22 protein-coding genes and 1 pseudogene are annotated in these 22,025 nt (G+C 58.7%); 13 read left to right on the top strand and 10 right to left on the bottom strand.

From position 1 onward, the window contains the following. Nucleotides 1-81: 81 nt before the first annotated feature. Nucleotides 82-1,508, top strand: a pseudogene (locus IVB45_RS10015) (IS1182 family transposase). Nucleotides 1,509-1,787: 279 nt separating this feature from the next. Here the strand turns inward: IVB45_RS10015 and IVB45_RS10010 are convergent. Next, nucleotides 1,788-2,525 carry an adenylate/guanylate cyclase domain-containing protein gene (locus IVB45_RS10010; protein WP_247360134.1) on the bottom strand — a complete coding sequence of 246 codons (738 nt, stop codon included), beginning with the start codon at nt 2,523-2,525 and terminating at the stop codon, nt 1,788-1,790. Between the two features lie 368 nt (nt 2,526-2,893). Here IVB45_RS10010 and IVB45_RS10005 point away from each other — a divergent pair, with 368 nt between their 5' ends. Continuing rightward, nucleotides 2,894-3,319 (top strand): cupin domain-containing protein, encoded by a 426-nt coding sequence (locus IVB45_RS10005; RefSeq protein ID WP_247360135.1) that lies wholly within the window; start codon nt 2,894-2,896, stop codon nt 3,317-3,319. Nucleotides 3,320-3,586: 267 nt separating this feature from the next. After that, complete coding sequence (locus tag IVB45_RS10000; RefSeq protein WP_247360138.1) at nt 3,587-3,820, top strand: hypothetical protein; 234 nt, start codon at nt 3,587-3,589, stop codon at nt 3,818-3,820. A gap of 1,026 nt (nt 3,821-4,846) precedes the next feature. Here the strand turns inward: IVB45_RS10000 and IVB45_RS09995 are convergent. After that, nucleotides 4,847-5,866 (bottom strand): MBL fold metallo-hydrolase, encoded by a 1,020-nt coding sequence (locus IVB45_RS09995; RefSeq protein WP_247360139.1) that lies wholly within the window; start codon nt 5,864-5,866, stop codon nt 4,847-4,849. A 103-nt stretch (nt 5,867-5,969) separates the two neighbouring features. Continuing rightward, entirely contained in the window at nt 5,970-6,599 is a 630-nt protein-coding gene (locus IVB45_RS09990) for a helix-turn-helix transcriptional regulator (protein ID WP_247360141.1), read from the bottom strand. An 861-nt stretch (nt 6,600-7,460) separates the two neighbouring features. On the opposite strand from IVB45_RS09990, the gene IVB45_RS09985 reads away from it, so the two are divergent. Further along, nucleotides 7,461-8,315: a hypothetical protein gene (locus IVB45_RS09985; RefSeq protein WP_247360143.1), complete on the top strand. Its 855-nt coding sequence runs from the start codon at nt 7,461-7,463 to the stop codon at nt 8,313-8,315. A 129-nt stretch (nt 8,316-8,444) separates the two neighbouring features. Beyond that, nucleotides 8,445-8,951 carry a PRC-barrel domain-containing protein gene (locus IVB45_RS09980; RefSeq protein WP_247360144.1) on the top strand — a complete coding sequence of 169 codons (507 nt, stop codon included), beginning with the start codon at nt 8,445-8,447 and terminating at the stop codon, nt 8,949-8,951. 374 nt (nt 8,952-9,325) lie between these two features. Here the strand turns inward: IVB45_RS09980 and IVB45_RS09975 are convergent, their stop codons facing one another. Continuing rightward, the gene (locus tag IVB45_RS09975) at nt 9,326-9,595 is read right to left on the bottom strand and encodes a DUF2934 domain-containing protein (protein ID WP_247434935.1); all 270 of its coding nucleotides are present in this window, start codon (nt 9,593-9,595) and stop codon (nt 9,326-9,328) included. 276 nt (nt 9,596-9,871) lie between these two features. Here IVB45_RS09975 and IVB45_RS09970 point away from each other — a divergent pair, with 276 nt between their 5' ends. Then, complete coding sequence (locus IVB45_RS09970) at nt 9,872-10,234, top strand: response regulator (RefSeq protein WP_247360145.1); 363 nt, start codon at nt 9,872-9,874, stop codon at nt 10,232-10,234. 592 nt (nt 10,235-10,826) lie between these two features. On the opposite strand, the gene IVB45_RS09965 is transcribed toward IVB45_RS09970, so the two are convergent. Next, nucleotides 10,827-10,973 (bottom strand): hypothetical protein, encoded by a 147-nt coding sequence (locus IVB45_RS09965; protein WP_247288371.1) that lies wholly within the window; start codon nt 10,971-10,973, stop codon nt 10,827-10,829. 37 nt (nt 10,974-11,010) lie between these two features. Between IVB45_RS09965 and IVB45_RS09960 the strand changes: the two genes are divergently transcribed. The 7 genes from IVB45_RS09960 (at nt 11,011) to IVB45_RS09935 (ending at nt 15,480) form a co-directional block, all read left to right on the top strand. Then, complete coding sequence (locus tag IVB45_RS09960) at nt 11,011-11,241, top strand: hypothetical protein (protein WP_247288370.1); 231 nt, start codon at nt 11,011-11,013, stop codon at nt 11,239-11,241. A gap of 412 nt (nt 11,242-11,653) precedes the next feature. Beyond that, the gene (locus IVB45_RS38900; protein WP_256464258.1) at nt 11,654-11,788 is read left to right on the top strand and encodes a hypothetical protein; all 135 of its coding nucleotides are present in this window, start codon (nt 11,654-11,656) and stop codon (nt 11,786-11,788) included. Between the two features lie 192 nt (nt 11,789-11,980). Next, nucleotides 11,981-12,538 carry a response regulator gene (locus tag IVB45_RS09955; protein ID WP_346016172.1) on the top strand — a complete coding sequence of 186 codons (558 nt, stop codon included), beginning with the start codon at nt 11,981-11,983 and terminating at the stop codon, nt 12,536-12,538. 100 nt (nt 12,539-12,638) lie between these two features. Further along, the gene (locus IVB45_RS09950; protein ID WP_247360147.1) at nt 12,639-13,427 is read left to right on the top strand and encodes an alpha/beta hydrolase; all 789 of its coding nucleotides are present in this window, start codon (nt 12,639-12,641) and stop codon (nt 13,425-13,427) included. Next, complete coding sequence (locus IVB45_RS09945; RefSeq protein ID WP_247360149.1) at nt 13,428-14,588, top strand: PAS domain-containing sensor histidine kinase; 1,161 nt, start codon at nt 13,428-13,430, stop codon at nt 14,586-14,588. It begins immediately after the preceding gene. Between the two features lie 256 nt (nt 14,589-14,844). Continuing rightward, nucleotides 14,845-15,129: a hypothetical protein gene (locus IVB45_RS09940; RefSeq protein ID WP_247288366.1), complete on the top strand. Its 285-nt coding sequence runs from the start codon at nt 14,845-14,847 to the stop codon at nt 15,127-15,129. 150 nt (nt 15,130-15,279) lie between these two features. Beyond that, a complete protein-coding gene (locus tag IVB45_RS09935) occupies nt 15,280-15,480 on the top strand; it encodes a hypothetical protein (protein ID WP_247288364.1) in 201 nt (66 codons plus the stop codon). 530 nt (nt 15,481-16,010) lie between these two features. Here the strand turns inward: IVB45_RS09935 and IVB45_RS09930 are convergent. From IVB45_RS09930 to IVB45_RS09910, 5 genes are all read right to left on the bottom strand, one after another. Further along, nucleotides 16,011-17,834, bottom strand: a complete 1,824-nt coding sequence (locus IVB45_RS09930; RefSeq protein ID WP_247356799.1) for a sensor histidine kinase — start codon at nt 17,832-17,834, stop codon at nt 16,011-16,013. 109 nt (nt 17,835-17,943) lie between these two features. After that, nucleotides 17,944-18,297, bottom strand: a complete 354-nt coding sequence (locus tag IVB45_RS09925) for a response regulator (protein ID WP_247288360.1) — start codon at nt 18,295-18,297, stop codon at nt 17,944-17,946. 178 nt (nt 18,298-18,475) lie between these two features. Beyond that, nucleotides 18,476-18,844, bottom strand: a complete 369-nt coding sequence (locus tag IVB45_RS09920) for an HdeA/HdeB family chaperone (protein WP_247356801.1) — start codon at nt 18,842-18,844, stop codon at nt 18,476-18,478. Between the two features lie 50 nt (nt 18,845-18,894). Next, nucleotides 18,895-20,334 carry a DUF1254 domain-containing protein gene (locus tag IVB45_RS09915; RefSeq protein WP_247356803.1) on the bottom strand — a complete coding sequence of 480 codons (1,440 nt, stop codon included), beginning with the start codon at nt 20,332-20,334 and terminating at the stop codon, nt 18,895-18,897. 175 nt (nt 20,335-20,509) lie between these two features. Then, entirely contained in the window at nt 20,510-21,952 is a 1,443-nt protein-coding gene (locus IVB45_RS09910) for a DUF1254 domain-containing protein (protein WP_247356805.1), read from the bottom strand. Nucleotides 21,953-22,025: the final 73 nt, after the last annotated feature.

Raw genomic sequence — 22,025 nt, 5'->3', positions numbered from 1 at the left:
CCGCTTGTGACCCTGGCTGTGTGAAAACGCCATTGCGCTGCTATGATTCTCTCGATGAGTCTGATTCTCGGGAGAGAATTGATGGGGCGCTTTATTGAAGAGGCGGATCGTGGGCAATCGACGCTGCTGCCCGAATGCCTCGATGATTTCATTGACGAAGGCAACCCGGTTCGCGTGATCGACGTGTTTGTCGATGCGCTCGATTTGGCGGAAATGGGCTTCGATGGGGTGGATCCAGCGGCGACCGGACGGCCGTCGTACCATCCTTCGGTGCTCCTGAAGCTTTACATCTACGGTTATCTGAACCGGGTTCAGTCGAGCCGGCGGTTGGAGCGAGAGGCCGGCCGCAATGTCGAGGTGATGTGGTTGCTGGGCCGGCTCGTGCCTGATCACAAGACGATCGCGGACTTCCGCAAGGACAACGGCTTGGGGCTACGCAAGGTATGTGCGCGCTTCGTTGAGCTTTGTCGTGAGATGGGCCTTCTCGCGACGGCGAGCGTTGCCATCGACGGCAGCAAGTTCAAAGCCGTGAACAACCGGGACAGGAACTTCACCCGGGCAAAGGTGGAGCGGCGGCGTGCCCAACTGGAGGAGAGCGTCGCCCGCTACCTGAGCCAGCTTGACACCGCCGACCGGCAGGAGCCGACCGAAGCGCTGGCCGCGAAGGTGACACGGCTCAAGGAGAAGCTGGCGAAGTTGAAGGAGCAAATGAGTAAGCTTGCCGTCTGCGAGAAACAGATGCTGGCTTTGCCCGACCAGCAGATATCTCTGACCGATCCCGACAGCCGCTCGATGGCAACCAGCGGCCGCGGATCGGGCGTCGTCGGCTACAACGTGCAGGTCGCTGTGGATACTGATCATCACCTGATCATTACCCATGAGGTGACGATCGGGCGCAACTCGCCAATATGGCCAGGCAGGCAAAGGCTGTATTGCAGACCGAGACCCTCGAGGCCGTTGCCGACCGCGGCTACTTCAGCAGCCCGGAAATCCTCGCCTGCCACGAGGCCGGCATCACGGTAACCCTGCCCAAGCCGATGACTTCGGGCGCCAAGTCGGACGGACGCTTCGGCAAGCAGGACTTTGTCTATTTGCCGGAGGACGACGCCTATCGTTGTCCGGCCGGCGAGCGGTTGCCGTATCGCTATACAAACGAAGAAGCCGACAAGATGCTGCGGCGCTACTGGACCAACGCCTGCAAGAATTGTTCGATCAAATCCCAGTGCACGCCTGGGTCCGAGCGACGGATCACGCGATGGGAACACGAGCATCTGCTCGACGCCGTGCAGCAGCGGCTCGATGCGAACCCGCTCGCCATGCGACTACGTCGCGAGACCGTCGAGCATCCGTTCGGCACCATGAAGGCGCGCATGGGTGCGACGCACTTCCTGACCAAAACCCTCCCAAAAGTAGCCGCCGAAATGGCCCTCTCGGTCCTGGCCTACAATCTGACTCGGGTTATGAACATCGTTGGGACCAAGCCGTTGATGGCCGCGATCGCGGCCTGACGCCAAACCCGTCCGGCTTTCTCCCCGGCTTCCCCGGAATGGAGTTTTTACACGGCCAAGACCCAGAGCAGACTTCGTCCTGAGTGATTAGCGGCGATTTCGTTCGCCGCTTGGTCATAGGTGCTGGGCTCGGCGGGGCGCGATAGTTCACCCAATGGGAGCCCGTTCCAGATTTCCCGCAGAGTGGCGCGCAATGAAAGGAGCTGCGCACTCAACCGCAGCAAGAATGACGCCAGACCCGCTCGTGGTGTACCGAAGGCGGACGGGGCAGACAATTTGCTATGCGGCGTAAAGCTCTATCGGGGTCTCGAACCCTTTGAGCTGGAATGGCTTTGCATGACTGCCCGTCAAGTCTGACTGGGCGCGCTGATAAACCGCCTGCGTTACCAGAATCTGGTCGGCTTCAGCTACCGACTGCGCGCGGGAGGCCGTGTTTACGACGGTACCGATTGCGGTCAGGTCTCGGTGAGACCGACCGAACTCCCCAAAGCTGAGCTCTCCTGAATGGATACCAATACCGATCCCCAATTCGTTTTCGGTCAGGCCGTGCGCTTTGACAAGACTCTCGCGCTTGGCGCGCCAGTTCTTCTGGATCTCGCGGGCCGCAAGCACGGCATTTCTGGCATGGTCATCACGTTTCAGGGGGAAATTGAAGACGGCCATCACCGCGTCTCCAATGGTTTTGTTGAGAAGCCCGTCATAGTGCCAGATGGCGCTTGCACTTTCATCATAGAATGCGTCGAGCAGCCCCGAAACGGCATCCGGAGACTGGGACTGGGAGAGACTGGTGTAACCTCGCAGATCGGCAAACATAATGGTCGCGTCGATGGTGATCTTTCGGGCTCTCATCACCTTCGTAAACATCAACTCGCAGACGGTACAGGTGTTGGGGTTCATTCGGCTCGGCCGAATGCCGAACGCACGAAATGGCGCTGAGAGAACGCCGTGAAGCGGCACCGGCAGATGCATCTGCTCCCAGCAGCCCTTGCAGAATCTCGAATGCTGCGACGCTGCCATTTTTTTTCAACCATGATCCACGAATTGGCAGACGACTTGATCCTACAATCGGGATCAGCCGCGAGCAAGGTGGACCAGGGGTTAACCAGCGCGTCACGGACTCGCGAGCTGGAACCTAGGCCGAGTTGACGAGGCCCAAGATGGACTGGCGACTTCCGGGCTTGATCCTGAGCTGCCTGAGCTGCCTGAGCTGCCTAAGTTGCGGAAGCTTTTCGCGCCGATTCCGCTCCAGGTACCCCCGTGATCAGCATCGCGCTTTCCCTCAATAGACATCCCCAAGGCCCGGTCATAAGCTCCTGCCGATAGTTCGGTTCGGATGAGCTGCAGCCGTCCCGCGATGTTGTCTCTAGCCGACGGAAGGCGCGACCATGGCTGAACTCATCAAGGTAGGCGCGATGCAATTGCGGTTTTTGCGCACCAAGTATGACACCAGCGGGGCACTTGATATGTTTGAGGTGATGATCCCGCCAAACTCTCGTATGCCGGTCCCGCACCATCACCGTGACTGGGAAGAAACGATCTATGGTCTTGAGGGGGTCATCACTTGGACGGTCGCTGGCAAACGGATCGAGATCAAGCCAGGAGACGATCTCTTCATCCCGCGAGGTGTTGTCCACGGATTCGTCAACGAGACACAGGCGATTGCGAAAATGCTTTGCGTTCTCACACCGGGGGTTCTCGGGCCCGAATTCTTCCGCGAAATGGCGGCAGCCATCGGCGGCCCTGCGCCTCCTGATCCTGCTCGGATGGGCGAGATCATGAAACGTCACGGCTTGATCCCTACGCCACCTTAAGGGGGTGCATTCGCGCTCTGCTTGCGGGCCCGGGTTATTTCTGAATGTCGGCTGTTGGCCCATCGCTACCGTAGGGGCGGTGCCGCTACATGTCGGCTCAGAAGGGTAGACCGGAAGTTTGCAGTGGAGTGCTAGACCGACGCTTTTGACCCTAAGCGGTCGTTTTGATTTAGATCAACAGAGCCAACTTGGTATCTTCTCTCTTGGTGCCTGATGAGAGCGCCAGAGCACCAGAGATTAAACCTTACGCCTGCGGTTCGTCGCGCGATGATCGCGACCAATGACCAGAAAGTGTTTCGCACTTATGGGCCGAACGGCAGCGCTTGGAAGAGCGAGCGCAATGGCGTCTCGCCGCGCGTGCTCTGGAAACTCCTTGCGAACGAACTGGTCGAGGACGAGCCACAGACGGCCGTCGCGACGGCCGAATCCACAACCGTCCGCATGCGCCTGAGTGAGGTTGGGCTGATCATTTTGAAAGCGAGCTTAGACGGGAAAGCATGAGGCGATTACTCCCAAAAAACTGATAATGCTCGTCGACACGTGAGAGTGTCTTTTCAGCTGACCTACGCAATTCAAGTATGTTGGTTGTGGCCCTTAGCTGACTTGCGCGCGCCGCCGGTCGAAGGCCGGTTGTGACCCGTAGCTGACTCCAGCCCAGCGAGTCTCTCCATGGGATGGCACGAACTGCATAGACGCCCGGTCGTAGGAGGCGCATCATACCACCCGGTAAGCGTGTATCGGGGGACACCATGATCAGCTTGACCCGTTTGTTTGACCTCGGCGTGATCGCATTGGGCGCTTTCAACGTCGTGCTGGTGGCATTGCTTATCTTTTCATCGTGACGCTCCACCGCTGTCGCGGACCGCCGTGCGTATGCGGCGGGGTGTGCGCCTCAATTTCGCCGCCCGACTCGGGCTGAGGTTGTATTCGTTGCCGGCGTCTCGTCGGCGGCGGTTTTCGATCCCGAACCGGCGCGCGACGAAGCGGAGCCAGAGGCCCGGAGAGACCCCATCGAACCGGGCTTTTGCGCTGTCCAGCCGGGCGGCTCATCGCCGGGCAAGTCCGCCGCGCTGCTCTAAGCGCGAGCCAAAGCAAGGGGCCGCTGTGTGGACGCTAATCTGTTTGCATGCAGAAACCGTCGAGATCGCATCCAAATGCCCTTATAGACGATCCGCTATTTACCCCGTGCCAGGTTACGCGGGAGGAAAGTCGCAGATTGCTCGACCATGCCCGCGCGCTTCGCACCTCTTTGAAAAAAGAACGTGCACTTCTGCGGTTTGCACGGGCCGGAGCGGCAATGAGCCGGGCGGAGTCAATTGCTAAAGCGAGCAGATCAGCTCCCCTGAATGGAGAACTTCGACGGTCCTTCTGCGCTGAAGCTTGAGCAAAGGGCCGATGGTTTGGCAGGCCCGCTTATGGCCCATCGCTACCATTGGGGCGGTGCCGCTACATGTCGGCTCAGAAGGGTAGACCGGAAGTTTGCAGTGGAGTGCTAGACCGACGCTTTTGACCCGAAGCGGAAGTGAACTAATCCGGATACCTTCGAAGTTCTGAACTCCATTTCGTTGCAACCACGCGTTCTCCCACTGTTAGGCGTAAGAGGTCTTCTCCGACCTCTAATGGACCCGCGTAAGTGCTCTGTGTTCTGGCCACAAGCTCGGTCACCTTCGTTTCAAGCAGGATGACGTGCGAATAGACGGCGAGCTTGGGCTTTGTGCGCGAAAATACGATGCCAGCTTCCTCAGGGGAGGTATGATGATCTGCGACGGGCTTCAATTGCGGCAACTTTGCCAATTGTGCCGAAAGCGCAAACACTTCGTGGATCAACAGATCGGTTCCCGTTGCGTGCTTAATAAGGTTTTCGTCAAGTTTGGTGTCACCTGAAATCGTTACAGATCGGGTGGCATAGTCGATGCGATAGCCCACCGATGGTTTGATCAGGTCGCCGTGATTAACCGCAAACGCCGTGACCTTAACGCCGGCCTCGTCAAACACCACGCCGTCCGCTTGGAACTCGTGGACTTCAATCTGCATGGCAGCCGCTGAGATGTGTTCGTCAGCTTGACGGATGCTCATGTCATCCGAAAATGCCACCTCGAAGCCTTTAGCAATCTTTGCCACACCGCTGGGCGAGGTTGAGCTGTCCGATGGGCCCCACAACCTCATAGGTTGGGCACGCGATCCAAACGGCCCGAACATGTACCCCGTCATCCACAGGTCGGGCAGGCCGGCGACATGGTCTGAATGATAGTGGGTCAGAAAAACGGCATCGATGCCTTTACCCGACGATACACCCAATTGATAAAGTCGTGCCGTCACTCCCCGACCAGCGTCGAACAATAGATTTTTCCCGCCGACTTGAACGAGTGTGGCCGGTCCGAAACGCAAGGCGGTCGGTTCGGGGCCACCTGTGCCAAGCAGCGTCACAACGATATCGTTGGAGATGGCATGTTTTTCCTCAGCGGTCGCACTGCTAGGGATCGTACAGATCAACGTGAAAGTAGCTGCGAAAAGTGCCAGAAAGGACTGCTGTGCTGGAAACACCATCCGTAAGCTCCATTGAATGGACCGGTTAACTCAGCCGCCAGCGCCGACGGCTCGGTTTCTCGATACCAAATAGCCGCCGCGCGGGCTGACATGCTTGTATATTTCAGCCATCTGGGGAAAGAATATTATCCCAATCACCTATAAATTGACTTGGTCCAACGCCGACTAATGCGTGGCACTCACGGATGAAATGCGCCTGATCGAAGTAACCCGCTTCATGCGCAATTTGCGTCCAGGACTTCATCGGTTCGTTGCGGTGAGCCGTCAAAGCTGCATCAAATCTGATGGTCCGCGCATAGAGTTTTGGAGAAAGGCCTACTTGTGACGCAAAGCGGCGCTGAAAATGACGTGGGCTCAAGCCTGATCGCTCCACAAGCTGGTCGATGCGGATTCGCCCCCGTGATGCCAGCAGCAGGCGGGACGTAAAACCGATCCCATCCTGTGCCAAACCGTCATCTAGCATCATTGCAAACCAGCGTTCTGCGGCCGCTATACGCGAGGCAAAGTCCGGAGCCGAGCGCACGGCGTCGTTCAGCAGTTCGGCGCGCTTGCCGATAACATCGCGAGCCGAAACGCCGTCATTGACCAAAGACGTCATGTCGACGCCGACAAGGCTGTTGAGCGCAGCCGGCTGTAGCAGAATGTTGAAGACGTGTACTTCGCCTGACATGTGGAGATGAATTCGGCGCGCCCCTTGCGGACCTACCACGACCATTTCGGGGGCCGTCTGCAAGGCATTTCCGTCAATTCGAACACGAAATGGATCGCCGAGATATATATCAATGATCTGGTGGGGGCGTGCCGTTAGCGGCCACGTCAGCCCTTCGGGACCCAAGGTTGCGCGACGTTCCTCGAACGAGCGAACGAGGCTGCGGAGCGCAGGATGCGAGGTCCTTCGTCTAATATACATCGACTGCCTCGTGTTTTGGCAGCCCCCAAGGCAGCGTCTGGCGATCTACATTCTACCACAAATGGACTGCCGGATGCGATAGCAGGTGGCGTGCCGATGTGCCTTGGCTGTTCATTCAAGCCGCTATGGTTTCCGCTTTGGCCCGTAGCTGACCTGCCGCGCGTAGCCGGCGGAGGACCGCTTGTGACCCACAGCGGACCTTAGCTTTAACTGCTCAGATGACGATCCAGGGGGCGGAAAGAGCCGGCACATCTAGGCGGTGCCGGAAACGGCTTTGCCGTCGTGGCATCGGAGGTCAAAGCGGAGCGATAGATGAGTCGGTCGCCGCGATCCCGTAGATGAGCGGCACGAGCGAGCGGCTTTGGAAATCTCGTCCGCCATTACCGCGGCCGTAGAGAGCAAGGTGCCGCTACGCAGGAATTCTCCCGAGCGCGCAGCAGGCGACGCAGGGCGCGCATGAGGTCTCGACCAAGATCACCGACGTACCGAGGGACGCAACCGATACGGCTCGGCGTGTTCTCAAGTGTTCTCGGCTGCCAAGTCCCCGTCGCCGGATAGCAATCGTTAAAGCTCCGGGTGGGCCTCCTCTAAGACTCAAAAAGTCGTTGTGGGCGCATGAATGCATGGAACCTTTGTTCCATTTGGGCATCTTCTAAGCAGGGTAACAGCTGCTGGGAGAAACAAATGGCACAAGCTTTTCGAGAAGACGCACAGGTCGGGGTGGTTGAACCGTCGGTGGCCGGGGTTTCCTGGGCTGCCGTCCTGGCCGGGGCCGTTGCGTCTCTCGCCCTTACGCTCGTGCTTCTATCCTTTGGCGCAGGCATGGGTTTCTCTGTGGTGTCGCCCTGGGGCAATTCGGGTGTGTCCGCGACGACTTTCAAGATCGGAACTGGTCTATATTTCATCGTCATGGCGATGATCTCGTCCGCCGTAGGTGGTTATCTTGCCGGCCGTCTCCGCACGAAGTGGGTCGGCGTGCAGACCACCGAGGTGCACTTCCGGGATACGGCGCATGGCTTTTTAGCTTGGGCGGCCGCCTCGGTTCTCGGCGCTGTGTTGCTGGCTGCTCCGGCAACCACGTTGCTAGGCGGAACGCTTGCTGGCGCGACGCAGGGCGCCGCGAACGCTGCACAGAATTCGCCGATGAGCGGCTACGTCGACACGCTCCTGCGCTCGGATAACCCGTCCTCCCAGGGCCAGCAGACTGGCGACTCGCGTGGTGAGATGGTCCGCCTGTTCACCAACAGCTTCCACAAAGACAACGATGTCAGTCCCGCCGACCGCACCTACGTTGCTAAGGTCGTGTCTGCGCGAACCGGATTAAGCCAGGCGGACGCCGAGAAGCGCGTCAACGACGTCGTCACTCAGGTGAAAACTGATCTCGACGCGGCAAGGAAGGCCGCCATGCAGATTGCGATCTGGCTAACGCTTTCCCTGTTTATCGGCGCCTTCTGCGCATCGCTGGCTGCCACTGAAGGCGGCGGGCTTCGCGACGGCACTTGGGGCAAGAAGGCGTATGCGCCTGCAACCAACCGCTAACCCATCGAAAACGAAAGGAGAGATGTCATGCCGATTCTGCTTTGGCTCGTCGGAATCCCGATCCCGCTGATCATTCTCATTATGCTGCTGCGCTAAGTACGCCCCACTATTTGCAAACGGAGAAGACGCATGTCTAAGTATCTCGTCGCCGCGTTGCTCACCACGGCGTTGTTCACGTGCTCGGCATCGGCGCAAACTGCCTCGACCAAGACCGCCGCTGATAGTGCCGCCTCGTCGCACAAGGAAGGCGAATGGCGGGCTTCCAAGCTCGTCGGCGTCAACGTCTACAACGAAGCCAACGAGAAGATCGGCGACATCAACGAGGTCATTCTCGACAAGTCGGGCAAGACTGCGAACGTCATCCTGGGTGTTGGTGGATTCCTCGGTATGGGCGAGCATTATGTTGCTGTGCCCTATGACAAGCTGAAGTGGGTCAACGAGCCCGTTCGCACGTCGACGACCACGCCGCCTGCCGACAAACCGACGGTTGGCGTCAACAATGCCGGTGCCGCGACTGGAGAAGTGAACCGCTCCAACCGGCCCGTGCGTGCAGCCAACGAAAATTGGTATCCGGACCACGTCGTCTACAACGCGACCAAGGACCAATTGAAGGCTATGCCGCAGTTCAAATACTGAGGCCCACTACGCCGCCTCGGACACTCGGTCTCGAGGCGGCGATTAGGGGGCTCCTTGGGCGCCCTTCACCTCGCGCGTCACGTCGAGCACGGATTTCGCCTCGGTCAAAATTGCCACTCCGCATGGAGTGTGAGAATCGGCCCGTGGTCATCCTGGCGGCAAAGGGTTGCTGGTGATCAGGATGGAGCGTTGAAAGACCGGCTTGCCTTGCTCGTCCAAGCCTAGCATTGCTGCAAATTCTTCATGGGTGAGCAGCACTGGTCGGTTTCAGTGCGCTCAATGAAGATCGATGGTCCGTTTTTGCTGACGGTCTGATAGTGCACACAACTGGCGCTGGATAATTTTTTGCGAGGAGATCGCGCGGAGCCAGTCCCCTAATCTTGGCCCGCAGTATCGCCGGGGCTGAACTCCCGCTCCGCCTGGGTCCAGAAATCCAAATCTCGCCCCGAGGGACGTCCGGCCCGTTCCCAAAGCTGATAGGCGCGTGCCGTGATTTGAGCGCGCCGCGAAGAAGAGGGAGAAAGCTTGCGCCCCAGCTGATCAGCAAACTGCCGCAGCCTCCTGGCGGTGTTCTCGTCTGAGGTGTATGCGGCTGTCCGAGTAGCCAGTGCTATCTGATGCTCGAGCTTTTTCCTTTCATCCATCGGATCGCATCCCTCCTCGTTCTAATTGACTCCGGCTGGGCTCAATTGTTCAGCCCTGGCTGTAAAATGCGAGGAGCGTCAATTCCTTCACGCGCTTAAGTTCACTTTTGCACAAAACAGCTCATTAACCTCGTCGCGAGGCTGCGCTGTACCCAGTGTAAAGGGGGCTTAGTTTCGCCCGTGTTTTTCGAGAGAGAAGGAACGTGGGCGAGCTCGCGAACGAAGGGCCCGGGAAAAAGACTCCCGTTTCACAAGCCTGCCGGCGTAAGGAGAAGCATGGCTGCAGTACTTCTGATCGAAGACGAAACGCTTATCCGCATGATGATTGCGGATATGCTGATGGAGCTTGGTCACGAGGTTGCTGGGGAGGCCAGCGACCTCGGCTCTGGGTTAGCCATGGCCATGAGCGCTGAATGCGACGCTGCTATTCTCGACCTGCAGCTTGGCCGGGATAGCTCGGAAGCTATCGCAGAGGCGTTGCAGCTCCGCGGCATTCCCTTCGTCTTCGCCAGCGGCTATGGCGTCGATGGCGTACCAGAGCAATTCAACGGTCGGCCACTTCTACAGAAACCATTCCCTTTGGACGCTCTCGATCGCTGCATGGGGACGCTTCTAGGCCAAGGCTCTAACGCCGACTAGCTTCAGAGTATTAGCAGGCACCGTTGGTCTGCTGCATCACGCTATACAACTCAGGATGGTCGAAAAGGCGGCCCGGCAAGGTCGCGTCACCCGACTTACCTTCATTCTGTGACGGCCCAGACGCGTACTGACCGAGGCAAAGCGAAGCGGTCACCTTTGGCGTAACGGGCGGCTTCTGACCCGTGGAAACGGACAAGTCCGGCTTCAACTCGCTCGACCTGGAACGCTTGAAGGAACTAGCAGGGTTCGATCCGACCTATCTCCACCTGACGCCTCGTTAGAAATCAACGGATCAAGGTTCCGGATAGATCGAGAAGCGCGAAGTTCGATACGCGACGGCCGAGCCTGCCGCGCGGCCGGTTAGGACCGCATGTAGCCCATTGCTGACCTGGGGCGCGCAGCCGGTCGAGGACCGCTTGTGACCCGATGTATGGTCCGGCCGCGCGTTGCAAGAGTTTTCGTCAACCTGGCAGATGCGGTCTTGCATCAATGTATCCGGCCTCTGATTGGAGCGTGTTGTGCTCCGGGCCATCATGGATATCAGCGCGCATTCGAGCTCATTAGCGGACAGGCCTCGAACGGGCCATTCGGGTCACCAGTGCAGCTCGCTCTCGGCCAGTGTCCGGTAGCTCTGTTCCATCACCTCGAGGAGATGGCGGGCGAAGACGTCCTTCACCGTTTCCAGCGCGATCCGGTATCGGTCTGCCCGTTCTAGGTATTCTTCTAGCGTCAATTGCACGATAGGAACAGCAAGCGCCTCGGCGGCATTCCCGAGAATGCCAAAATACTTTTTTCACGTCCATAACGTAGCCCCTAGCGCTGACGACCAGGGCGAGGAATTAGCAGATGACGCAGCGGCTTGGCGGGAGGCCACAAGCTATGCAGGCGCTCTGTTCAAAGACATCGATGGCAAGTTCCGGCCGGGGCAGGAATGGAGCATAGAGGTGACGGATGAAGCCGGGAAACCGATTTATTTCATCACCGTCGGCTCTCGGAAAATGAAGTGAACATAGGCGGGTAGTCTGGAGGACCCAAGGTGGCATGCTCCCGCTGGTGGCACCAATGGGTTTGCGATAGCCATCCCGAACGCCCCAGGGTCAATTCGTTAGTGCCTGCGGAATGGCCGGATTCGGCAGCCCCGGCCTGCTCCCGACCTCAGTGGCCTAGTTTGAATTCGTTAGTGGCCTATTTTGCTGTTCGGGCGCATACAATCTGCATGTCCGAACAGTCTCGCCAGCCCCGCCCCCAGCCTACGCATTGCCCGGCTTGCGCTACCCCCTTCGGCTGCGATATTCGATGCTGGACGTCGGGACTGGTCGCACCGTCAACCTTTGACAATGCGACAAGTGCGGCCGAGCGCATTTGGGAAGATTAAGGCTGCCTCACGGCGGCCGGCGGCCAGTGTTTTAGGATGCCACCATGGCTGACAAAGAACCACCTCGGGAGACCCCGCCCTCCGGCACTAAGCGCGAGGATGATTTGCGCCAGATGGTCCAAGAGGACATCGAGGAACAGCGCGAACTGCAACGCAAGCTTCGCCGCAAGATGAATTAAGGCCGCCTCAGTTGGCGGTCCTCCAGTGTCAGTTGTTGCCCATAGCTGACCTGCCGCGAGCAAGCGGTCCGGGACCGCTTGTGACCCCACTTTCGCACCGAGCGATAATTCCGGGACCGGACGCGGCCTGACTGGAAGCGCCTTCGAAGTTTGTCCCCTATTAAGGTGCATCTCTGGCCCAACGATGGGCAATTGACTGCTGCTGGCACATCGGCGAAGTCTGCGCCAACATTTCTCCTGGTTCCTTGCGAGGGCGACGCAGCAAGAAAAAATGAACGCTTCGTCCTGTTCTACGTTGGGCCGGGTGACGTGCGTCATCAGGACCGCGGGAGTCATTTTGATAGGAGATGCGAGAGGATGCACCTGAGCAACTCCCAAAACGCCGCAGAAAGATCAACCATTCTTCTGGTTGAGGATGAAGATCTCCTCCGCGAGATGCTGGAGGAGACCTTGGTCGAGGCAGGCTACGGCGTGCTCAGCGCCGCCTCAGGCGAAGCGGCGGCCGGTCTGCTCAGCGAGAGCTCTCTGCCGCGAGCACTTGTCACCGACATCAATCTGGGTCCCGCCAGAATGGATGGTTGGGCGCTCGCCCGTCTCGTACGGGAGCGCGATCCAAGCTGCGGGATCCTCTACGTCTCCGGGGACAGCGCCCATCGCTGGGCCTCAAACGGCGTGCCGCGTAGCGTCATCCTGCCCAAGCCCTTCGCGCCGGCGCAGTTGGTCGAGGCTTTGTCGGGTCTCCTGATCTGAACGTCATAGCTGCCCGGCGCTCGAAAAGGGATGCATAGGGGTCCAGTTCACCCTACGCTCGTCCAGACCACAAGAACTGTCACACGCTCGGGGGTAACAAATGACGATCGAGGTCCGCAACAACGTGCAAGTCCGCGGCCGCGGCGATCGTGCGATGATGTTCGCTCATGGGTTCGGGTGCGACCAGAACATGTGGCGGTTCGTGGCGCCGGCCTTCGAGGCCGATTTCAGCACGGTGCTGTTCGACCATGTCGGAGCGGGCCGCTCGGACCTCACCGCTTACGATCGCCAGAAGTATTCCAAATTGTCCGGCTATGCCGATGACGTCGTCGAGATCGGGCGCTCGCTGCGCCTGAAGGATGCCGTGTTCGTGGGGCATTCCGTCAGTGCGATGATCGGACTGCTTGCCGCGATCAAGGATCCGACACTCTTCGAAAGCCTGGTGCTGGTGGGGCCTTCGGCGCGCTACATCGACGATGGCGACTATTTCGGGGGCTTCAGCGCTCAGCAGATCGAAGAGCTTCTTTCTTTTCTGGAGGAGAACCACATGGGCTGGTCGGTGCAGATGGCGCCCGCCATCATGGGCAATCCCGATCGTCCCGAACTTGGCGAGGAGCTGACCAACAGCTTCTGTCGAACAGATCCGGCGATCGCCAAGGAGTTCGCCCGGGTCACATTCCTGTCCGACAACCGCGCGGACCTGGCCAAGGTCAACGCTCGCACGCTGATCCTCCAGTGCAGCGAAGACATCATCGCCGGGCAACAGGTGGGTGCGTACGTCCAGCGCAACATCCCTAACAGCAAAATGGTGGTTTTGAAGGCAACCGGCCATTGTCCCAATTTGAGTGCCCCGGACGAAGTCATCGCCGCAATCCGGGACTTCGTCTGAGTGAACAACAATCACCCTGCTGACAGCGATTTCGAAGACCTCTACCAGAACGCGCCGTGCGGGTACCTCTCCGTTCGCCCGGACGGCCGCATCGATCGTGCTAATCGGACCCTGGCGGATTGGATGGGCTACCTGCCCGATGACCTGTCCGGGATGCGGCTCAGCGACCTGCTCAACATGGCCGGTCGCATATTCCTGGAGACCCATGTGGCGCCGCTGCTCCGGATGCAGGGTTTCTTCGACGAGTTCGCTCTCGATCTCCTGACTAAAAACGGAACGCGGCTGCCGGCGATCGCGAATGCCCGCGAGCGACGATCCGATGCCGACGCGCTCCTACTCACGCGCCTGACGATCATGCGCGCCACGGATCGGCGGCGCTATGAGCGCGGGCTCATCGACGCCCGCAAGGAGAGCGACGAGCTCAGGACCGCTCTGGAGGAGCGTCTGCGACAGGAGCGCGAGAACGCGGAGCTGCGCGAGCAGTTCATCGCCGTCCTCGGTCACGACCTGCGCAATCCCCTTGCATCGATCGCGGCCGGTGCACGGCTGATGCTCAAGGCCAAGACGCCGGAAGACGCGCTGCGGCTCGAGGCCATGATGCAGAGCAGCGTGGGCCGAATGGCCAAGATGATCGAGAGCGTCATGGACCTGGCGCGCGGCCGCCTTGGAGGGGGTATCTCGCTCTCTAAGGCCATTACCGCCGTCGAACCCGTGCTGGACCAGGTTGTGGCCGAGTTGGTCGCGGCCCATCCGGAGCGCCGCATCGAGACCAATTTCGAAGTCGAGAGGCCGGTTTTCTGCGATCCGGCCCGCATCGCCCAGTTGTTCTCCAACCTGCTCGGCAACGCAATCAGCCACGGCGCGCCGGACCGGCCCGTGCGGGTCGAAGCTACCGCCAAAGCAGAGATGTTCGAGCTCTCGGTGGCCAATGGAGGCGCGGCTATTCCGGAGGAGGCTCGCAAGCGCCTGTTTCAGCCGTTCTACCGGGGAGAGGCGCACGGGCCGTCGCAGGGACTTGGGCTTGGCCTTTATATCGCGGCCGAAATCGCCAAAGCCCACGGTGGCTCGATCGAGTTGGATTCGTCTGAGGCAGAAACCAAGTTCATTTTGCGAATGCCCCTTGAAGGCGATGGCTCGCTCCGGCCGCATTCCGCGCCGTAAGCGAGCGCTCTTCGGCGGGCATCGTTCACAAAATGTGATCGAGGCAGGGCGGCGTATCCTAAGGCAGCAATCGGCGTGCATCAAGCATTAGGAACACGCGCGGGCATCTCGGCATCTTTCACTGGAATTGCGTTGATGCGGCCTTTCAAGCAAACGAGTGATTGTCGTGGCTGGTTCTCATTACCTCAGGATCTTTCGGCGGCGGGCGTGTGGGGCTTTCTACAGAAGCTATCAGGAGGAGAGGCGGACAAAGGGCTTGTGCCTGCTCCGCGGCTGGCTGACTGCGCAGCAGCGTGCCCAGTTCGACGCCAAGGGCTATTTCGACGTCGTCGGGTGCGAAACCGGCATGCGCTATCGCATCTATCAGAGAACGTCAGCCAACATCCGCGAGGTCGATGCATCCGGCCGATTGGGAACGGGATGGTGCTTTGTCCCGGTTGGCGAGCTCGTCGAAGGAGACGTGATGCTGGTGCAAAAGATAGCCTTGGAGACGAGCGAACTTGAGACCCTGGCCATCGCCAAGAACTTCTACGGATGGTGAGGCAGGCGATCTGAGACAGTCCGTTCGCCTGCTTACCGCGAAATCGTGGCGCACCATGTTCCGTGTTCACTTGTGCACAAAGTGTCTAATCCTTAAATCACGGTTGCTGTACCAAGGATCGCGCTACCCGCCAACAGCAGGAGTTGCGCCATGGCCTATAACAAACCTTTCGATATCGCCGTCATTGGAGCTGACGCAACAAAGCTGTCGGTGGTCGCTCTGGATCTAGAAAATGCGGATGAGGCGTGCGCGCTTGCGAAGCGGCTGGCTGAGATGACTGGGCGAACTGTCACCGTTCGCGATGCAGATGGCGAGGTCCTCGGCATTTTTCCGGGAGCCAAGAAGAGCTAGGAACGGCGAACGGCACTCGGCGTTTGAGGCTCATGCCAAGGTTCTTTTTCGACTTCAATGACGACGAAGGCGCGCGCTCCTCACGTTATCAAGGCCTTGAACGAAGTCGACAGCTGTGAACAGCAGCTTCCACGACGCGCTGCGGAACAGTCCCACCTCAGCAGTCTGGGCTGCCAGTACCGTCGAAGCTCCGTTCGGCCTTTGAAGCTAACGCCGTTGGAGCAGTCGATGCGTGCATTAGTATCATAAAGGTCAGGTTACCCAATCGATGCTGCGGACAGGCGTCGATCCAGTCATCAACAAGGTCCACGGCATCGAAAGGGCTCGGGAAATGCGGCATGATGCACCGCATCTTACTCATTCCCCGGACCGCATTTTGGGACGAGCGACATGAACTTGCGCTTAGGACTCCGCGTTCAGGGAGGAACCGGGTGGGCATCACAGCACGTAGAGGGCGCGCTTGGCGAGACGACTTCCGCCCCCGACCCGCATCGCCAGCTCTTTGGCAAGCCCGGCGGTGGCTCGCAAGCCTAGGCGGTTGCCAGCGGAAGCCTGAAAGAGAACACCGCGCCCCGAGTGCGGTTCTCTGCCCACAGCTCGCCCCGGTAGCTTTCTAGTATCGTTCGTGCGATCGGCAGTCCCAATCCCGTCCCGTGCGGTTTCGTTGTTACAAACGCATTAAAAATGCTTACCAGTTTCGGGTCGGGAATGCCGGGCCCGGTGTCGGATATCCGGACCTCGATCCGATCGGTATCAGCCAGCTTTGTCCGGATCGTCAGATTATGCGGGCTGGGCACCTCTTCCATGGCATCCACGCCATTCATCACGAGGTTGATGATGACTTGCTGAAGATGAATCGAGTCGCACCGCACCCGCAGAGGCTCAGGCGCAAGAATGGTACGTAAAATCACCCCCCGCCTAGTCACTTCAGGAGATACGATTTTGACGACGTCGCGCACAGTGTCATTCAAATCGATCGTCCGAAGATCGGCTTCTGTTCTGTTGTTGAGCAAGTTTCGAAGGCCGCTAATGATCTCGCTCGCGCGTTGCTCATCCCTGACGATGTCGGATAGGATTTCGCCGAGCTGAGCCATATCCAGTGGATGCGCCTTGAGCAACATCTGCGCGGCCTCTGTGTTGCTCAAGATAGCTCCGAGCGGCTGATACAGCTCATGTGCGATCGAGGACGACAGAACGTTTGCGGTGGTGACCCGATTCAGGCGAACGACTTCCTGGCGGCGACTTGTCGCCTCCGCTTGTGCAACAAGACGTCGCCGTCGCTCGACGAGCAGCAATGCAATGATGCCGCCCTGCAGCAAGATGGCGGCCATAACAGCCGTGAATTGCGGCCGATACTGCTCCCAGAGGCTGGGCACCCGAAAAACAACTTCGCTGCCTGGCGGCAATTGGCTTTCGCTGATGTTCCAACGCTTCAGCTCCCTCCAGTCGTATCTGGGCGATGCAGCTGGAATCGCAGGCGTCTTGATGCTGCCCGGCGCCTCTCCCCTCAGAATGCGCACGGCAACGGCGGCGGTCTGGCGGCTGACGTCGGATATGTTCGTCATCCGACCGCCCACGATTCCTCGTCCGAAGAACGCGTCCTGTTCCGAAAAGATAGGTGCATTTGCGACCGCGCGGATACGATCTATGGCTCGCTTGCCCTCGTGCACGACGCCGGCTGCGTCCACAAGCATCTGCCCGTAGACGATGAAGCTCCGCGGTGGCAGCGTAGCCACCTGCTCGAGGATCTCTTCCAGCGATAGTTCATTGGAATAAGTGATCTCCATCTTGGTTGTCAGCGGCTGAAAACGCTTGCGCATCTCCTGCAGCCACAGCCTTTCGATCGGAGAACTTCCCATTACGATGAAGACTTTGGTCGTCTCCGGAACCAAATTCAGTATCTGGTCGAGAGTGCTTGATACATCGACAGATACCGAAACCATTGCATCGTTCGCCGGTGCATTGGAAGACATCTGCTGCGCCAGAGCCGCGTACAAGGTGGGGATCGTAGGAAAAATTCGCTGACGGTTTTGCTGAAAGAATCGTGCCGCAGGACCGCCGATCGTCATGATCAGGTCGAGTTTTCGCTCGGAAAATATTGCATTCAGATAGCTGACAAAGGCATCTTCATCCCCGTCCGGGAAGCGAGCCGTCGACAGCGAGACCTCGAAGATATCGATCGGATCCTTCGACTGAAGCCGCAACTCCTCTCGAATGTTTCGAGCGTAGTCGTCCCACGGCGAGAATTCGCGTCCGATTGAATGGACGATGAGCACCCGCTTTGGCTGAGAGAAAGCCGCACCCGTCATGGCCAGGAGCAGAACGATCGAACTGAACAATGTACGATTTTTCATGCGATAAAGCGGCCGGTAAAAAGGGAGTTACAATTGGATCCGAAAACCAATCCTACTCGATTTTGCACACTACCTGTGCCTGTAATCGTTAAAGGACTCGATTTCGGCCTCAGGCAATCCTGCCGACCGCATCGATCAGTAGTTTTGATAGGAACGGCTTCTTCAGATACGCAATGCAGCCCGCGTCGAATGCCGCCTGCCGAGTGACCTCACTGTCGATCGCCGTCATCATAATGACGGGCAAATCCCTGCCTGATGCGATCAATTGCCGTTGTAGATCCATGCCGGAGATTCCGCCAAGTTGGATGTCCAACAGCAAGCAATCCACCTCGCACTCGGCGTGGGCGTCCAAAAACAGCTCCGCCGATGCAAACGTCCGGACACGGAAGCCATGGGCTGATAAAAGCCGGGTCAGGCCTTGCAGCATACTCGGATTGTCGTCGACGACAGCTATGGTGCGCATGGCGAAACGATCATCGAGTGGTGGTAGACATCCATGCCGTAGAAACGCGATTCCCGACTACGGATCGCGATCCGGACTATTCCATCGCCGCCTTCGAAAGTCATCTGCATCGGCCCTCCTTAGGACGCTATGCACAATCCGCGCCCAGCGCAGGGCTGCCGAGGTCATTATGAAACCGCTAGGGCTTCATTTCGATCCCTAGCCTCGCCCGCATGTCCTTGAACACCACGGCGACCGCCTCAATGATCAATTCACCAGGGTTCGCCTTGCAATAAACGATGACCTCGTGCTCAGCCTCTTTTGATTTGACGATATCCATATAGTGCTTTCGAGCAAGTCCATTGTACCAGCCGCTGTACCAGGCTGTCAGGCGGTCGGCATCGCCTTGCCAGGTCCCGGCCAGCTGAGCGCATGTAAGCTTCTGTACATTGAGGAAGCCGTTGGCGTCGGCATAGGTGCTGAGATCGACCTGGGCGCGGGCAACGGGAATCGCCGTCGCAGATACTAGCGTTGCGAATATCAAGGCCCTGTACATCTTGCGCTCCATTCCATTCTCCTGCTGAGTTCGTCGCCGCATCGGCGGGCCTGGGCTAACGATCACGCAATGATACCGGGCGGCGGCCATGTCCCCTTGCCAATCGGCAGAATGGAAGACGTTTCTGTTTTCGGCCAGTAGAGCCGCATCACGAGGTAGATCGGGCCGTCGGGCGCGGGCAGCCAGTTCGATTCCTTGTCCTTACCCGGCGACTTGCTCTGGATATAGAGCGTCAGCGACCCGTCCGCGCTCTTGTTCATGGCGGGGAGCATCGGCGAATTGATCAGGTAGCGGCTGATCGGATTCTCGATTAACAGTTGGGTCTTGCCGTCGTACATCGTCACCGACCAGAAGGCATTAACCGGCGGCAATTGATCGGGCGGGAAGGTGAGCGTGTAGTTGTGCTTGGCACCGTCGAGGGTCTTGCCCTCGGCGTCGATGCGCGTAAGCGGATAGACCGCCTCCACGGAATCGTTGCCGTAAATGCCGGCCTTCGCGCCCGCCGCGCGCTTCAGCCAGTCGCCATTGAAGAACGCTGCATCGCCAAAGAACGAGTGGACCTGCCATCCGTTGAGCGATACGCCACCCTTCGCGACGGCCTCGTCCACTTTCTGTTCACCTTGCTTCATGCCCACGAGAATCTCCGCCTTGTGCTCAAGCGGGAGATCTTTGAAGCTGAAGGTCTTTCCAGGCCCGACACCAATGCGTGCGAGCTTTGCGCGGATGTCCTTCTCGTTCTCGAGTGCCGGCGCGAACTGCAGGCAGAAATCGAGATACTCAAAAAAGTTCGTTTTGGCGAGCTCCTTGTCGATCTTCGGAAAAGTCACAGCCGGAGTAGCGGGCGGAGCCGCCTGCTTCAGATAGCCTGAAAGTGGCTGCGCCTTATAGCCAGCTTGCACCTTCATCACGTTGTTGATGTCGCCCGCGTCGAAAAGCTGGGTGCGGAAGAGAACCAATGAAAACTGGGTCGTCGATTGAAACACTTTCTTGACTCCGGCAGGAGTTGCTCCCTTCCACTCCGGTCCGACCACCATGTAATCGCCAGCTTCGCTTCCAGTGGCGCGACTGCCGATATAGCCGTAGTTGAATGTGTTACCGTCTATGAGCTGGACAGCGTAGTAGCGTTTCGGGTCTACCGGGGGGACCGAAACCACGATCGGCTCCGCCCTCAGGTCCACCCACAAAATCGAGTATGGCGTGTCGCTGTTCGGCGTGATGACGGCGGTATCTTTATAAGTAGCGACGTGGGATAAGTTGTTGATCTCGTTGAACGGCGCCTTGAACTGCCCCGAATTCCGGTCGACAGCAAATTCGTACATGGTGGCGTAGTTCATCATGATGGGCAGGCCGTAAATGAAGCCTTCTTCGGCAATGTCCTTGGCTTCTAATAGGCTGGGCCAATCGGCTTTGTCTTTCGCAACTGCCGACGTGTACTTAGCTGTCGTGGCGGCAAGCGCGGCGATCGCCGCAGTGGAGCGAAGTAAATGCCGTTTCGTCAACATTTTCCATGCTCCTCAACATTTAATGCAGTTATCGAACCGCCCTGCATTCGGGCAATTCTCGTCGACAGCCGCGCAAGAGTAAGGCTGCCGATCCCAATTGCGTATGGCGGTGCTTCGAGCCCTTGTCGCAGTCCGAGCTGCGCGGCGACGGATCCGGCAGCCGGGTCGGGGATAATTATTGCGCCGCTTGGATACCGGGCGGCTTCCAAGTGCCTTCCCCCGGGGGCAGGATCGAAGGTGGTTCGGTCTTCGGCCAGTACAACCGCATCACCAGATAGATCGTGTCATTCGGAGCGGGCAGCCAATTGGCCTCTTTGTCCGCGCCCGGCGACTTATTCTGGATGTAAAGCGTCAGCGATCCATCCGGATTCTTTTTCATGTTCGGCAGCATCGGCGAGTTGATCAGATAGCGGTTAATCGGGTTTTCGATTAGAAGCTGCGACTTTCCGTCGTACATAGTGAGCGACCAGAAGGCATTCACCGGCGGCTGCTGCCCTGCCGGGAACGTGAGGGTGTAGTTGCCCTTGCTGCCATCGAGCGTCCGACCATCGCTGTCGATGCGCGTGTACGGATAGGTCGCCTCCGCCGGGTCATTGCCATAAATGCCGGCCTGAGCGGCGACGGCACGCTTCAACCAGTCGCCATTGTAGTGGGCGCTATTGCCTGGAAGGCCGCTAACCCGCCAGCCATTGATCGCCTTGCCCGCGTTGGCGACGGCCTCGTCGACCTTCCGCTGGCCCTCCTTCATGCCGAGGCCAACCTCCAGCTTGTGCTCCAGTGGCAGGTCCTTAAAATTGAAGGTCTTGCCTGGACCAATCCCGATGCGCGCGAGCCGAGCGCGAATCTCGATCTCTTTAGCCTCCGGTGGTGCGAACTGCAGCGCAAAGTCGAGAAACTCGAAGAAGTTGCTCTTTACGAGTTCCTTGTCGATCTTCGGAAAGTCGATGGCTACCGCGGCCGCTGGCGGCGCCTGCTTCAGATAGGCAGAGAGCAGCTGCACCTTATAGCCGGCCTGTACTTTCTTGACGTTGTCGAGATCATCCGGGCCGAAAAGCTGGGTGCGATAGCCCGCGAGGGAAAATTGTGTGCTCGAACGGAACACTTGCTTGATGCCGGCCGGGGTGTCCCCCTTCCAGTCGGGCCCGACCACCATGTAGTCGCCGGCCTCACTCCCTGTGGCTCGGGTGCCGACATAGCCATAATTATACGTATTGCCGTCGCATAGCATGATCGAGTAGTAGCGCTTCGGATCGTTCGCCGGCACCGAGAGCACCAGCGGCTCCGCCCGCAAATCGAGCCACACGAAGGAGTAGGGCGTGTCGCTGTTGGGGGTGACAATGGCCGTATCCTTGTAGCTGTAAACGTTGGGCTCGTTCTTGATCTGGTTGAACGGCGCCTTGAATTGCCCCGAATTTCGATCTATCGCGTACTCGTACATGATGGCGTAGTTCATGACGATTGGCAGGCCATAGATGAAGCCTTGCTCGGCGATATCCTTGGCCTCTAACAGCCTGGGCCAATCGGCTTTGTTCTGCGCAATTGCTGACGTGGACTTTGCCGTTGTAGCGACGAGCGCAGTCATCGCAGCAGAGCAAAGCAGATCGCGTTTAGTCAACATAGTGCTGACTCCTCTTTAGGGATGATTGTGTTTGCGCGGTCCGACGCCGGTGTCGAAAGCCGGCGCTGGTTTA

Source organism: Bradyrhizobium sp. 4 (genome assembly GCF_023100905.1).
Taxonomy (GTDB): Bacteria; Pseudomonadota; Alphaproteobacteria; order Rhizobiales; family Xanthobacteraceae; genus Bradyrhizobium.
Note: the sequence above shows the minus strand (reverse complement) of the source record. Positions and strands in the feature narration are given on the sequence as shown.

Excerpts from the sequence above, each read along its gene's own strand:
- IVB45_RS10000 (WP_247360138.1), top strand. The coding sequence starts at position 3,587 with ATGATCGCGACCAATGACCAGAAAGTGTTTCGCACTTATGGGCCGAAC.
- IVB45_RS09975 (WP_247434935.1), bottom strand. The coding sequence starts at position 9,595 with ATGGATGAAAGGAAAAAGCTCGAGCATCAGATAGCACTGGCTACTCGG.
- IVB45_RS10005 (WP_247360135.1), top strand. The coding sequence starts at position 2,894 with ATGGCTGAACTCATCAAGGTAGGCGCGATGCAATTGCGGTTTTTGCGC.
- IVB45_RS09985 (WP_247360143.1), top strand. The coding sequence starts at position 7,461 with ATGGCACAAGCTTTTCGAGAAGACGCACAGGTCGGGGTGGTTGAACCG.
- IVB45_RS09935 (WP_247288364.1), top strand. The coding sequence starts at position 15,280 with ATGGCCTATAACAAACCTTTCGATATCGCCGTCATTGGAGCTGACGCA.
- IVB45_RS09950 (WP_247360147.1), top strand. The coding sequence starts at position 12,639 with ATGACGATCGAGGTCCGCAACAACGTGCAAGTCCGCGGCCGCGGCGAT.
- IVB45_RS09910 (WP_247356805.1), bottom strand. The coding sequence starts at position 21,952 with ATGTTGACTAAACGCGATCTGCTTTGCTCTGCTGCGATGACTGCGCTC.
- IVB45_RS09925 (WP_247288360.1), bottom strand. The coding sequence starts at position 18,297 with ATGCGCACCATAGCTGTCGTCGACGACAATCCGAGTATGCTGCAAGGC.
- IVB45_RS09960 (WP_247288370.1), top strand. The coding sequence starts at position 11,011 with ATGCCAAAATACTTTTTTCACGTCCATAACGTAGCCCCTAGCGCTGAC.
- IVB45_RS09995 (WP_247360139.1), bottom strand. The coding sequence starts at position 5,866 with ATGGTGTTTCCAGCACAGCAGTCCTTTCTGGCACTTTTCGCAGCTACT.
- IVB45_RS09970 (WP_247360145.1), top strand. The coding sequence starts at position 9,872 with ATGGCTGCAGTACTTCTGATCGAAGACGAAACGCTTATCCGCATGATG.
- IVB45_RS38900 (WP_256464258.1), top strand. The coding sequence starts at position 11,654 with ATGGCTGACAAAGAACCACCTCGGGAGACCCCGCCCTCCGGCACTAAG.
- IVB45_RS10010 (WP_247360134.1), bottom strand. The coding sequence starts at position 2,525 with ATGGCAGCGTCGCAGCATTCGAGATTCTGCAAGGGCTGCTGGGAGCAG.
- IVB45_RS09930 (WP_247356799.1), bottom strand. The coding sequence starts at position 17,834 with ATGAAAAATCGTACATTGTTCAGTTCGATCGTTCTGCTCCTGGCCATG.
- IVB45_RS09980 (WP_247360144.1), top strand. The coding sequence starts at position 8,445 with ATGTCTAAGTATCTCGTCGCCGCGTTGCTCACCACGGCGTTGTTCACG.
- IVB45_RS09920 (WP_247356801.1), bottom strand. The coding sequence starts at position 18,844 with ATGGAGCGCAAGATGTACAGGGCCTTGATATTCGCAACGCTAGTATCT.
- IVB45_RS09915 (WP_247356803.1), bottom strand. The coding sequence starts at position 20,334 with ATGTTGACGAAACGGCATTTACTTCGCTCCACTGCGGCGATCGCCGCG.